The sequence below is a fragment of the Flavobacterium sp. KKT103 genome, from assembly GCF_055640565.1.
In genome coordinates, this window is sequence record NZ_CM145766.1 from 2,622,806 (window position 1) to 2,636,053 (window position 13,248).

A 13,248-nucleotide genomic window follows, 5' to 3' on the forward strand; every position below is an offset into this window, starting at 1 on the left:
TATTGCGAATAAGTACTGAAATATAAAAATGGAACGCGGATGACACGGATTCATGCAGATTTTCGCTGATTAATTATTTAGAAAAGGTTTTTTATTAATTTATTAGCATATGGTATGAGTAGTATTTTACATCGCGAGTTAACTCAGTCAGTTTTAAAACATTTTTATGATGTTTACAACGAATTAGGGTATGGATTTCTGGAAAGAGTGTATCAAAATGCGTTGTATTATGAATTGAAAGAGAACGGGTTTAAAGTAGAAGCTCAAAAAAGGATAAAGGTATATTACAAAAAAGTTGAAGTTGGAGAATATTACGCAGATATCGTAGTAAATGATTTAGTAATTTTAGAGTTAAAAGCACAAGATTATTTAGTAGAAGAAAATGAATTTCAATTATTAAATTATTTAAAATCCACTAATTGCGAAGTTGGTTTACTTTTAAATTTTGACAAAAAACCCGAATTTATTAGAAAAGTATTTCAAAACAATTATAAATAAAACTAGACATACTATTAAAAAGTAAAAAATCCGCGTCATCGATCCGTCTATTATTTAGACTAAGACAGGACGAACTAATAAAATCCACTCTTTAATAAAAAGATAAGAAGCAGGAATGAAAAATAATAAGAAATTATAAAAATATCCGTGACAATTCGTTTAAATCCGTGTTCCACCTAAATTAAGAAGGATATAACTAATAAAATTCACTCTTAAATTGAAAGACAAGAAGTAAACAAGAAATCAAATAAAAAAAACCGTAATAATCCGCTTTAACCCGTGTAATCCACGTTACATTTAAACTAAGACACGACGAACTAAAAAAAATCACTATCTAAGTGATAGATGATAGATGAAGAAAAAATTAATAAAAAAATCCGTGGTAATTCGTTTAAATCCGTGTCATCCGCGTTCCATTTAAGCTAAATAAACTAAGGAGGAAACAAAATATAAATTATGGACTTACAAGACCAACTAAAAAACCTTTTTCCAGATCACGAACCACTTCCAGAGGAAAAAACCGAGGAAGTACCTCATGAATTATACGTTCAAAAAGAGCCTATGATTTGTAAATTCGAAAAAAGAAAAGGAAAAGCTACGACTATAATTGAAGGCTACGAAGGATCTGACGAAGATTTTAAAATCTTAGCCAAAGAAATCAAAACCAAACTAAGTGTTGGCGGTACCTTCAAAGACGATTCTATTATTATTCAAGGCGATTACCGAGACAAAATAATGGAAATATTAAAATTAAAAGGTTTCAAAGTTAAACGTGTGGGTGGATAACCTCAATGTTAAACCAATTTGAAACTTCAAACCATAAACAAAAAAACAAATGATACAATCATCAGAATTAATATTGAATCCAGACGGAAGTGTTTATCACTTAAACTTAAAACCAGAAAACATTGCACATGATATCATATTTGTGGGTGACCAAAACCGTGTGGAGAAAATCACACAATTCTTTGACAACGTGGAGTTTTCCACTCAAAAAAGAGAGTTTAAAACCCAAACCGGAATTTTTAAAGGAAAACGTATCACTGTGATGTCAACTGGTATCGGTCCTGACAATATTGATATCGTAATCAACGAACTAGACGCCTTAGTGAATATCGATTTAGAGACGCGCCAACCTAAAAAGGATTTAACGAGCTTAAACATTATTCGTATTGGAACTTCGGGTTCTTTGCATGAAGATATTCCTGTAGATAGTTTTGTGATGTCTAAGTTTGGATTAGGACTCGATAATATGCTTCGCTCCTACTTAATCGACGAAGTCTCCAATGTAGCGATCGAAGATGCTTTTGTGAGCCATACTAATTGGGATTTGCGCAAAGGAAAACCGTATGTTATTGCTTGTTCAGAGAAATTAGAAAAAGTTATCGAAAGCGATAAAATGCACAAAGGAATCACGGCAACAGCTGGAGGTTTTTACGGACCACAAGGACGCGTTTTGCGCTTGAACATTCAAGATGAAAAACTGAATTCTAAAATGGATAATTTCGCTTTTGAAGGTAATAGAATCACCAATCTCGAAATGGAAACGGCTGCAATATATGGACTTTCGGGGCTTTTAGGACACCACGCTTTGTCGTTGAATGCAATAATTGCTAACCGTGCCAATGGAACATTTAGTGCTGATCCCTACAAAGCAGTCGATGAATTAATCGCTTATACGTTAGATAAATTGGCTACTAATTAATTTTAGGAGCTTAATCCTGCTATCCCCTGTATTCCCGATAAATAAAAACTACGGCTTAAAAAAGCCTTGTTTTTCTAAATCGGGAGATGCCGCTCCTATCAGGGCTATTTAAGTCTTTACAAAACAAATCTATTATTATGAATCTAATTTTGGAAACCGAAAGACTATATTTAAGAGAGATGAAACTTTCTGATGCTGCCTCTTTATTTGAAATGGATCATAATCCCAATGTTCACAGATACCTCTGGAATAAACCTGTATTAGATATAAATGACGTTTACAACACTATTGAATCAGTTAGAAAACAATATCAAGAAACTAATATCGGACGATTTGTGGTTGTTTTGAAGGAAACAAATGAAGTAATTGGTTGGGCAGGTTTAAAGCTTAATAGAGAAATGGTGAATAATAAAATTAATTTTTATGATATTGGCTATCGGTTAAACGAAAAATTTTGGGGAAATGGTTACGCTACCGAAGCAAGTTTTGCATGGCTGGACTATGGCTTTAATATCATGAAAATTCCAATAATGGAAGCAGCTGCACATAAAGATAATATTGCATCTAACAAAATTTTACAAAACATTGGACTTAAAATGACGGATCAATATATGGAAGATGATATTACTTGGAATTGGTATGAACTAAAAAATCCAAACCTAAAATGACGACTATAAAAATAGCTGGAGTTCCAGAACACTTTAATTTACCTTGGCATTTAGCATTTGAAAATAACGAATTCGAAGCAAAAAACATCGATATACAATGGACTGATGTTCCTGAGGGAACCGGTAAAATGTGTCAAATGTTACGCTCTGGAGAAACGGATATTGCTGTAATCCTAACCGAAGGAATTGTAAAAGATATTGTTGCTGGTAATCCTTCTAAAATTGTGCAAGTTTATGTTGATTCGCCACTGATATGGGGAATTCACGTAGCTGCAAATTCCTCTTATAAAACGATCGCTGATTTAGAAAATACGAAATGTGCGATTTCAAGAGTTGGTTCTGGATCGCAATTAATGGCTTACGTCAATGCAGGGAATCAAAATTGGAATACTGATCGTTTACAATTTGAAATCATCAATACCATTGATGGCGCTGTAGAAGCTTTGACTGCGGGAACTGCTGATTATTTTATGTGGGAACGTTTTATGACCAAACCATTGGTTGATAAAGGCGTTTTTAGACGTGTGGGTGACTGCCCTACTCCATGGCCTTGCTTTGTGATTGCTGTTCGTGAGGAAATTTTAGAGCAACATCCAGAGGTCATCAAAACAATTTTAGATACCATTAATAAAAAAACAAAAAGCTTTAAAAATATCCCAAATATTGATCAAATTTTGGCTGAAAAATACCAGCAAAAAACGGTAGATATTCAAGAATGGCTTTCGTTAACGGACTGGTCACAAAAACCATTGTCTAAAAATTTGTTAAACAATGTCCAAAATCAGTTATTTGACCTCAAAATCATTGATAAAAAAAGTACTTTTGAAGAAATTGTAAAAACGATCTAATCGGTGCGATTTTTTAAAACAGTATGATAGCCATTAAAAACCTTTCTTTTCAAAAAATAAAACAAACGTTACAGGTAAAAAAACCTTGGGACGATGTGATTATTTTTGTTTTGAATATTTTAATCGCTATTCCGCTTATTATAATTGCTCATCAAAACTTAATTGAGCTAAACTGGCCCTTTAATTTAGATCGGATTCTGCTTTTTATTGTTTTAATCATAGTTATTCAGCTTGTTTTAAGACTATTAAGAACTATTATCATTATTTGTATGGTAGTTTATTTGCTGGTCCTATTGTATGGAACTGTTATAGGTAATTATGGTTTTAACAGCGTTTACGAAGATTACGATTCAATGATCTACACCATGTCGGACAATCCTAATCCGCAGGATATCATCATTTCTAAACTACTTCCTTTTCCAAACAAATCAAAAATACTTCGAGCAATTGAATATAAAAATCCCAAAGTCAGAAATTTTGCCGTAATGGCAACAACTCAGAATTTTAAAAACGTTCGTGGCTATGCGGATTACAGAACAATAATTCAATGTTTTGCAGTATTTAAGGAAATTAATGAACGTTGGAACTACGTTAGCGATCCTAAAGATGGTGATTATATAGCTACTGCTAGTGAATCATTAGATTACTTCTCTGGCGATTGTGATGATCACTCTATCTTAATGGCTGCTGCCGTTCGCGCGATTGGCGGAACACCACGACTAATTCACACCAAAGGACATATCTATCCTGAAATATTAATAGGAACAAGAAATGATTTGGAAACAGTGAATTATTTGATTAAAAACATTCTTTTTCCTAAAGAAAGCAAGGGGAAACAATTGCATTATCACATAGATGAACGCAATCAAATTTGGTTGAATTTAGATTATACAGCCAAGTATCCCGGTGGACCTTTTATGTCCGAAGAGATACTTGGAGCATTAACCTTAAACTAAGAATTCTTAATCTCAGAGAGGATTCTGTAGGAATTGAGTCGAGCTTCATGATCGTATACAGCTGTAGCAATCATTAGTTCGTCAACTTGCGTTTCATCTAAAAACAGGTTCAATTCTTTCTGCACTTTCTGAGGTCCTCCAATAAAAGTATAGGCAATCATTTGCTGTAAAGCATCTTCTTCAACGGGCCCCATGAAATCAGCATCCGACTCAAAAGGTGGTTGCAATTGTTGTCTGTTGCCTGTTATTATTCCTAAAAAAAGTTTTTTAAATGAAGTAGCTAATCTTGCGGCTTCATCATCAGTATCAGCTGAAATAACATTGACACAGGCTATAACACGTGGCGCACTCAATTGTGCCGAAGGTTTAAAATTATTTCTATAAATAGCTATAGCCATCTTTAACTGAGCTGGTGCGAAATGGCTAGCAAAAGCATAAGGCAACCCTTTGGCAGCAGCCAAATAAGCACTATCAGTACTAGAGCCTAAAATATAAATGGGGATATCAAGTCCTTCACCCGGTATAGCACGAACTCGGCCGTTTTTATTGCCTTGTGAAAAATAAAGTTGCAATTCTTCAATATTACTTGGGAACTCCATTGCGGCATGGTCATCTCTCTTTAAAGCTGCAGCAGTAAATTGATCAGTTCCTGGAGCACGACCTAATCCTAAATCAATACGATCCGGAAATAAGGTTGCTAGCGTTCCAAACTGCTCTGCTACCACAAGTGGCGCGTGATTAGGAAGCATAATTCCTCCTGAGCCAACGCGTATGGTGTTTGTTCCAGCGGCTATATGACCTATTAAGATAACAGTTGCACTGCTTGCTATACCGGGCATATTATGATGTTCTGCTAGCCAATATCTACTGTATCCCCATTTTTCTGCCTCTTGAGCAAGATTTAAACTATTTTTAAAGGTTTGCGATGCCGTACCTCCATCACGTACTATCGCTAAATCTAAGATGGATATATGGGTTTGTGAAAGTCTATTTGTGTTCATTATATTTTAATTGTATCAGACTGCAAAAATACGGATTGCTCCACTCACAAAGAAACTATCCATACTAATTGATAGTTAAATTAAAAAAGAAACATTGGAAAACGTACAATCCTAAATTTTGTCTTTAAATTTGTAGTATGAAAATAATGGTCACTTTAATATCTCTTTTTATTTTATCCTTGTCTGTATCTCCTGAATTACTTCCTGTAATTGATGACTGTGCAACGGAGCAAGGAATTGGTGATCATCATGATTCTCCTTGCGACTCTAATTGTGATAGTAAATGCACTCCTTTTTATTCGTGTGGTAGTTGTTTGTGTTTTCCAATTCATTTCCAAATTGATGCTACCCTTTTTAGAAATAAAGTAGTAACCCAAAGTAATCATCAAAACTTTTATTACCAGTTTCATGGTAAGGAATCGTTTCGTTACGAAATCTGGCAACCGCCGCAGTAAATTAGTTTTTACTCTTTTATTAAATACGGTCAGGAGATCGTGTATCTATCTCATAAACTAATTGAAACGAATTAAAATGTTCAAAAACAGCTACCTGCTTTTGGCCATAGCTTTTGTTAGCATGGCGCAAGCACAAAATAAAACCAAAATCGTCATAAACGATTTGGTATCTAATCAACCTATACTAGGCGCGCAAGTAAAAATTAAAGAAGTCAATCTAATTACTTTAACGGATAATCAAGGGTCCGCCATTTTCGAAAACCTGCCTAAAGGCACTTATGTTTTTACTTTTAGTGCTGAAGGATATAAGTCAATTAATCAAACAATTATAATTCCATTTTCTAATGAATTTATTGCTATTTTTTTAGAAAGTGAAGCCGAGGAAATGGAGGAGATTATCATTACTTCGACTAGAGGAACAAGAACAATACGGAACAATCCAACTAGAGTTGAATTTATTGCTGGAGAAGAATTAGAAGAAAAAGCGAATATGAAGCCTGGCGACATCCGAATGATGCTTAACGAAAGTACCGGAATACAAACACAACAAACATCGGCAACTTCAGGGAATTCGTCCATTAGAATCCAAGGATTAGACGGAAGATATACCCAAATATTAAAAGATGGTTTTCCCGTTTTTTCGGGAGCTTCTAGCGGCTTAGGATTATTACAAACGCCGCCATTAGACTTAAAACAAGTCGAAATCATTAAGGGATCCGCTTCTACCCTATTTGGAGGTGGTGCAATAGCTGGTTTGGTGAACCTTATTTCTAAAACACCTACTGAAGAGCGAGAACTTCGTTTTATTTTAAACGGAACCTCTGCGCTGGGTTTGGATGTAAATGGATTTTACTCACAGCGTTTCAAAAAGTTTGGTTTAACTGTTTTTGCCTCACATGATCGCAATGCGCCATACGATCCAGCAGATATACAATTGACAGCCATACCAAAATTCGAGCGCTTTAATTTTAACCCTAAATTATTTTTATACTTAAATGAAAAGACTAATTTGAATCTGGGAATAAATACCGTTTTTGAAAATAGAATTGGTGGAAATATCAATTTCATCAAAAATGAAAGTGCCAATCCTAACAGTTACTTTGAAAGAAATAAAACGCAACGAATTAGCACTCAGTTTAACCTTAATCACGCGTTTAACGAAAGAGAAAGTTTAACATTCAAAAATAGTTTCAATAATTTTAGCCGTGTTGTTACTATCCCAAACTATGTTTTTGATGGTTTGCAAAACAGTACATTTTCTGAAATAACCTATTCCCATAATGGAGACCAATCTCAATGGGTCACGGGAGCTAACTTGTACACGGATAGTTTTACAGAAAATAGTACAACTAGTTCTCTGCTACGAAATTACAATCAAATTACCTACGGAGCATTTGTACAAAATACAGTAGAAGCTGCTAAATGGCTTGACGTAGAAACCGGTATTCGTACTGATTATGTACGTGATTACGGATTCTCCTTTTTACCAAGAATCTCCGCTTTGTTTAAAATATCAGATAAGCTAAATTCTAGAGTTGGCGGTGGATTAGGATACAAAACACCAACTATATTTACAGAGGAAAGTGAGCGTATTCAATACCGTAATGTCAGACCAATTGATAGCGAAAGCAATACACTAGAAAAAAGCTATGGTTTTAATTTTGATGTTAATTATAAAACGAATCTAACCCATGATTTGTCGTTATCCCTAAATCAGCTGTTCTTTTTCACCAATGTAGATAAACCGCTAATTTTGACTCCAATATCAAGTACTGATTTGCAATTTATCAATATCAATGGCTATTTAGATACAAAAGGAGCTGAAACTAATTTGAAGTTAGAATATAAAGATTTTAAATTGTTTATAGGCTATACTTTTACAGACGCTTCGATCGAAAAAGACGGATTGAAATTCACAAATCCTTTGACAGCAAAACACCGCTTAAATAATGTTTTAATGTATGAGGTCGAAGAAAAATGGAAAATAGGTCTAGAAGCTTATTATTACAGTAAGCAAACATTAAATGACAACACCATTGGTCGCGATTATTGGATTTTTGGAGTGATGATCGAGAAATTGTGGGAGAACTTTTCAATCTATGCTAATTTCGAAAACTTCACCGATACTCGACAAACCAACTTTGGAACTATTTACACGGGACCACTAAACAATCCTGTTTTTAAAGATATTTATGCTCCTTTAGATGGATTTGTAGTCAATGCTGGAATCAAAATAAAATTGTAAATCTGAATGAAATTATTGAGAAACAGTTATCTTATTCCTAAAAATCTAAACCTCCCTTGATGATTATCAATAAGGGAGGTTTTTCGTTGTCACAACCACGACTTTCTATTTAGTTTGGAATGAAAACCACTGCATATGTAGCTAATTTTTTATTGATGGAGTTTTTGCTGTTGCTCCCTGCAAATGCGATGATTTTCATAATTTTTTTATTTAATTACGTTTGACAATAATTTAATACATACTCTACAACAAATGTATCTTGATTGTAATTTACAAATCAATTTAAATATTGTTTATCATTTCAATAAAATGTTCTTTCGAAATTGGTTTTACTAAATAATTTGACACTACACTTATTTTTTTTGCTCTTTCTAAATCTGTAGGCGAAATTGATGAAGTACTTAGGTAAATTTTTATCTGGCTTTCGTTGTTTGGATACAATTTTATAAATTCATCCAGAAATTGCCAACCATTCATTATAGGCATAGAAAGATCTAGCAATATTAATTCTGGTAAAAAACTATAATCGTTAAAATTCTCTTTAATAAAATTCAACCCCTCTAAGCCATTTTTAAAAACCAGCACTTTTTTGAATGTTTGTGTTTTTTCGATGATTCTTTTGGTCATGTAAACATAGATAACATCATCATCTATCACCGCTATACTATTATGTTGTTTCATTGATTTGATTTTTAAATTCAACGTAAAATGTGCTTCCTTTATTTATTTCGCTCTCCAACCATATTTCGCCTCCCATAGAGGTCACTTGGGTTTTGGTCATAAATAATCCCAAGCCTTTTGCTTCAGAATGATTATGAAAAACCTGCCTTAATTTAAAAAGACGCTCCTTATGCAGTTCTAAATCTATACCTAAACCATTATCCGAAACAGATAATAAAATACTCGAATTTAATTTTTGTGTTTTAAATTTAATAATCGGTTTTCGGTCTGGATACTTGTATCTGATAGCATTTGTTAATAAATTTAAAAATATACTTTCTATATATTTTTTTGGAAAATAGAGTGCTGGAGCCTCAGAAAAATCAACCTCTACGGTAGCCTCTTCCGATTTAATCAAAATTTCAAGATCTAAAATAATAGCATTTAAGCAAGAATCAAGCTCTATGGTATCCGACTTCACGTCAATATCTTCTAAAATTTGAAGGGTATCAACCAATTCCGTAAAGATTTCATTTATATGACTGGTTACTTTTTTCATTTTAGCCAACACTTCTCTCCTTTCCTCTTCGTCTTCTGCATCTTCTAAAAACTCAGACAACATAAAAATATTTACAAGTGGCGCCCTTAAATTATGCGAAACAATACTAGAAAAATCAAATAATTGGGTGTTTCTATTCTTTAATTTTTTAGTAAAATCGATTAATTGTAATTCATTTTTTTTCCTAATTACAATATCTTTCCTAATTATAAAAACAGCATAAATAGCAATTATAATCGAAATTAAACTTCCAAAAATGATAATAAATACAACAGTATTAGCATCAGATTCTATTTGAGTTTTATATTTATCTTCTAATTCTGTTTGTCTTGTTTTGTATTTTAAAACTAATTTAGGTATTTCGGTTACATATACTTTATAATTTACAAGCCTTGTAAAATAAGAAAGCGAATAAGCTACACCTTTCTCTGCTCGCATTTTTGAATAATTTACTTTATATTCATCGATACGATTTTTACGCAATCCGTTTAAAGTATTTAAATAGGCTAACAAATAAGGATCAGTTAGTTCTTTTTCTAATTTTTTATTTGCCGCATCATATTGTTTTAGTGCTAAATCTCTATTCTTCAAATCCATCACATTACCACTAATAATATAATTCCTAATTGCTAACTGCGCTTTTTGAGTAGAAGTTAGTGTTTGCTCGAAAACTTGCGAAAGCTCAAAAGTCTTGCTAGTTCTATTCTCTAGCTTCAGCAACTTAATTGTAGTATCAAGAGAAAGACCTCCTATTAAAATTAGAATTACTATCGCGATTGAAAAATATAAAATTGGATTACTTCTCATTAATTAAAAAAATAAAAAAACATTGAAAGCTTACTTTTTGCACTTTTTTAAAGTTTAACAAATAAAATAATTTTCTTATAAATATACGTATTTTTCCTTGTGTTTTTTTTATTAAAAATTTTTTTTATTAAAAAAAATGATGCTCCGTAATGGGAACGGAATAAGCTTCTATTTTCTTGAAAACTGTATCTATTTTGATATTTCTACAAAGAACCTGTCACGCTAGTTGCTCTTACTATCTACTTTCTTCTTGTTTTTAGAGTTATTTTGTAATTTTCATATATTCTTGATCAAATCCAAAATGCTTTAAACCGATAAATTTGATGAATTCTCGGCGACTTGGTTTAAGACTAAAAGAAGTAGAATCAAGCATGGTTGATTTTGTCTTGGTTATCGAATCCATTTGTTTTAAATCGGTTGCAGAATACAGGTGTTTTAAAGTGAGTGTTGTTTTATGAATCGACAAAATTTTAGCAGTCCAAAAAATAGAATCTCTTGTGTTTAAAACAATTTGTCCGTGAAGCAGTTTTGCTTTTTGAGTGTTTGAAAACATAAAAACGGTATCGATATCTTTGGTCGATAATGCTATCGAATCTCCAATTGTTTTAAAATCATATTTTTTATGATCCAATTTCCATATATATTTTCCGTCGACAAAGACAAACTCTTGCTTTAGCGAATCCATTGTTGTTTTATGAATTCTATATTCCCTATTAATTTCTGATAAAATGATATTTTCATTGATCCTCAAATAAGTCGAGTCGGTATTTACATACAAACCTCTAAATCTATTTGGGATTTTAGATAATTCCGAATCATTGATGGGCTGTGGCGTTTCAAAATAGAAAGAAAGACCAGCAGGCATTTCAGCACGTTTACAAGAAAAAATAATAAGAAACGCTCCTATAATTACAAGATATTTTTTCATTGTTTGAATAATATAAATTAAATATACTAAAAAAGGGTTCATTGAAACCTTAAAATAATAAACCTATTTTTCTCTTATTCGGATGTAACTCAAAAAACCACGAATAGATTACTACCCGTGGTTTTAACTTACTTCACAAAAATCTCTTTCAACTGATTGATGACGTTTCCGCCTCCCGAAATGGTAATTTCACCAATTTTATCGGCGATTTTTTCAACATATTCCATCTCTTTCAATTTCCATAACATTTCGTTTTCCTCCATCAATTTGGCGGTATTCAACAAACTTCTAGTTGCTGCAGTTTCTTCCCTTCTCATGATGCTATTGGCTTGTGCTTTTTTCTCAGCAACCAAAACTTGGTTCATAATATCTTTCATATCTCCTGGCAATATAACATCTCTAATTCCTGCGTCAGAAATAAGTAAGCCTAAGGTACTAACCTTAATTTTTGTCTCTTCTAAAATTTCGTTGGTAATAGAATCTTTTTTATTCAATAACTCATCTAAGGTAAGACTGCCACTAAAAGCTCTTAAGGCTAATTGCATCAAAATGTACAATTGTTTTTCGGACTCTTTGTTGTCAACTAAGGCTCTCTTGATATCGGTTACTTGATATCTCACAAAAAAGTTAATTCTTAGTACTGCCTTATCTTTAGTTAATAATTCCTGACCTGAAATTTCCAATTGTTGTTGTCTTTTATCTACCGTTTTCACCTCGATTGTAATGCTGTTGTTCCAAAAATAATGGGTTCCCGCAGCCAATTCTTTAACGAAAGTGCCGTTCACAAACAACAAAGCTTTGTCGTTGCTAGCTACAATAAACTTCCTTACATTGTGTTAGCCGCTCTAAAATCAAGGAATATACCCTTGTCCAAGGAGCTGTTTTGCAGAGCATAAAAACCCAAAACAAGGAAGAGATTAGCCTTGTGAGGGTACAAGTAACCAATGAAACCGATTATATTCTGCGTATAAAAAGCCCTGGTAAGAAACGCAAAGAAGATGCTATGCGCAAGCAATTTGAAACCCGATTTGAGCAGGAACTCGAAAAAATAAAAAGCAGTTTGACAAAAAAAAATGGCGTAAAAAAATACGACAAAGTCAATCAGCGTATTGGGCGAGCAATTGAAAAATACCCATCGGTAAATAAATATTATCAAATAGAAGTCGTAGGAATATCGGGCGAAAACGCAACAGATTTGACTTATCAAAAAAAAGAAAATCAAGACCAAGAAGCCCAAGAAAATGCGGGTACTTATTTTATAAAAACCAGCCTTGAGGCGAGAGATGAAAAAACACTTTGGCAGATTTACAACAACATCAGAGAGACTGAAAGCAGTTTTCGATGCCTGAAAACGGATGTGGATTTACGCCCAATATATCACAAAAACGATGATGCTTCGATGGCACATTTGCATCTTGCAATTTTAGCCTATTGGTTAGTCAATACGGTTCGGCATCAATTAAAAAGTCAAAAAATAAACTATGAATGGCGCGAAATTATTCGCATTGCCAACACCCAAAAAGTGGTTTACACTACCGCCAAAAATAGGAATGGAGAGCAAACCGAAATTAAAAAATGCAGCGAACCCTCGGATAAATTGAAAAGTATATACGATGCCTTGAAAATAAAAAAACAAGCCTTCTCTAAAAAGTCCGTAGTACACAAAATGAAAAGCAACGAATCTTTTTGTGAGGTAAATAAAGGCGTAAGGAGTGATTAGTTGTAACTTGGGTTAATATAAAAAAGGCTCCGATAATTAAACTCCAAATTGAAGTTTTATTCAAAAGCGTTATTTTTTCGTTTCGGCTATCACTATTCTTAAAAATAGATTCGTATTTTTTATCATCAATTTCTTTGATTATTAAATCAGCATCTTAAATTGATTTATAATGAGAATATAAATTTGAAAGTAGTGTTG

At 33.0% G+C, this 13,248-nt stretch carries 14 protein-coding genes; 9 read left to right on the plus strand and 5 right to left on the minus strand.

The features are described from left to right. Positions 1-114 precede the first annotated feature (114 nt). From ACZ2G0_RS11215 to ACZ2G0_RS11240, 6 genes are all read left to right on the plus strand, one after another. Positions 115-498, plus strand: coding sequence for a GxxExxY protein (locus ACZ2G0_RS11215; protein ID WP_470307726.1), 384 nt, complete (start codon positions 115-117; stop codon positions 496-498). 456 nt (positions 499-954) lie between these two features. Continuing rightward, entirely contained in the window at positions 955-1,284 is a 330-nt protein-coding gene (locus tag ACZ2G0_RS11220) for a translation initiation factor (protein ID WP_300283655.1), read from the plus strand. Positions 1,285-1,333: 49 nt separating this feature from the next. After that, positions 1,334-2,203: a nucleoside phosphorylase gene (locus ACZ2G0_RS11225; RefSeq protein WP_470307727.1), complete on the plus strand. Its 870-nt coding sequence runs from the start codon at positions 1,334-1,336 to the stop codon at positions 2,201-2,203. 137 nt (positions 2,204-2,340) lie between these two features. After that, positions 2,341-2,871 (plus strand): GNAT family N-acetyltransferase, encoded by a 531-nt coding sequence (locus ACZ2G0_RS11230; protein ID WP_470307728.1) that lies wholly within the window; start codon positions 2,341-2,343, stop codon positions 2,869-2,871. Further along, complete coding sequence (locus ACZ2G0_RS11235) at positions 2,868-3,719, plus strand: substrate-binding domain-containing protein (RefSeq protein WP_470307729.1); 852 nt, start codon at positions 2,868-2,870, stop codon at positions 3,717-3,719. The genes ACZ2G0_RS11230 and ACZ2G0_RS11235 overlap by 4 nt, the downstream gene beginning before the upstream one ends. Positions 3,720-3,742: 23 nt before the next feature. Next, positions 3,743-4,675 carry a transglutaminase-like domain-containing protein gene (locus tag ACZ2G0_RS11240; RefSeq protein WP_470307730.1) on the plus strand — a complete coding sequence of 311 codons (933 nt, stop codon included), beginning with the start codon at positions 3,743-3,745 and terminating at the stop codon, positions 4,673-4,675. Here ACZ2G0_RS11240 and ACZ2G0_RS11245 read toward each other — a convergent pair. Then, positions 4,672-5,676, minus strand: a complete 1,005-nt coding sequence (locus ACZ2G0_RS11245; RefSeq protein ID WP_470307731.1) for an LLM class flavin-dependent oxidoreductase — start codon at positions 5,674-5,676, stop codon at positions 4,672-4,674. The genes ACZ2G0_RS11240 and ACZ2G0_RS11245 overlap by 4 nt on opposite strands. A gap of 137 nt (positions 5,677-5,813) precedes the next feature. Between ACZ2G0_RS11245 and ACZ2G0_RS11250 the strand changes: the two genes are divergently transcribed. Both ACZ2G0_RS11250 and ACZ2G0_RS11255 read left to right on the plus strand, forming a co-directional pair. After that, a complete protein-coding gene (locus ACZ2G0_RS11250; protein ID WP_470307732.1) occupies positions 5,814-6,131 on the plus strand; it encodes a hypothetical protein in 318 nt (105 codons plus the stop codon). 76 nt (positions 6,132-6,207) lie between these two features. Next, on the plus strand, positions 6,208-8,376 hold the full coding sequence (locus tag ACZ2G0_RS11255) for a TonB-dependent receptor (RefSeq protein WP_470307733.1): 2,169 nt from the start codon (positions 6,208-6,210) through the stop codon (positions 8,374-8,376). Between the two features lie 282 nt (positions 8,377-8,658). Here ACZ2G0_RS11255 and ACZ2G0_RS11260 read toward each other — a convergent pair whose 3' ends face one another. The 4 genes from ACZ2G0_RS11260 to ACZ2G0_RS11275 form a co-directional block, all read right to left on the minus strand. Beyond that, positions 8,659-9,057 (minus strand): response regulator, encoded by a 399-nt coding sequence (locus tag ACZ2G0_RS11260; RefSeq protein WP_470307734.1) that lies wholly within the window; start codon positions 9,055-9,057, stop codon positions 8,659-8,661. After that, positions 9,044-10,192 (minus strand): sensor histidine kinase, encoded by a 1,149-nt coding sequence (locus ACZ2G0_RS11265; RefSeq protein ID WP_470307735.1) that lies wholly within the window; start codon positions 10,190-10,192, stop codon positions 9,044-9,046. The genes ACZ2G0_RS11260 and ACZ2G0_RS11265 overlap by 14 nt, the downstream gene beginning before the upstream one ends. Positions 10,193-10,664: 472 nt before the next feature. Next, positions 10,665-11,330 carry a hypothetical protein gene (locus tag ACZ2G0_RS11270; RefSeq protein WP_470307736.1) on the minus strand — a complete coding sequence of 222 codons (666 nt, stop codon included), beginning with the start codon at positions 11,328-11,330 and terminating at the stop codon, positions 10,665-10,667. Positions 11,331-11,458: 128 nt separating this feature from the next. After that, positions 11,459-12,115 (minus strand): slipin family protein, encoded by a 657-nt coding sequence (locus ACZ2G0_RS11275; protein WP_470307737.1) that lies wholly within the window; start codon positions 12,113-12,115, stop codon positions 11,459-11,461. 140 nt (positions 12,116-12,255) lie between these two features. Here ACZ2G0_RS11275 and ACZ2G0_RS11280 point away from each other — a divergent pair, with 140 nt between their 5' ends. Then, positions 12,256-13,050 (plus strand): transposase, encoded by a 795-nt coding sequence (locus ACZ2G0_RS11280; RefSeq protein ID WP_470307738.1) that lies wholly within the window; start codon positions 12,256-12,258, stop codon positions 13,048-13,050. Positions 13,051-13,248 lie beyond the last annotated feature (198 nt).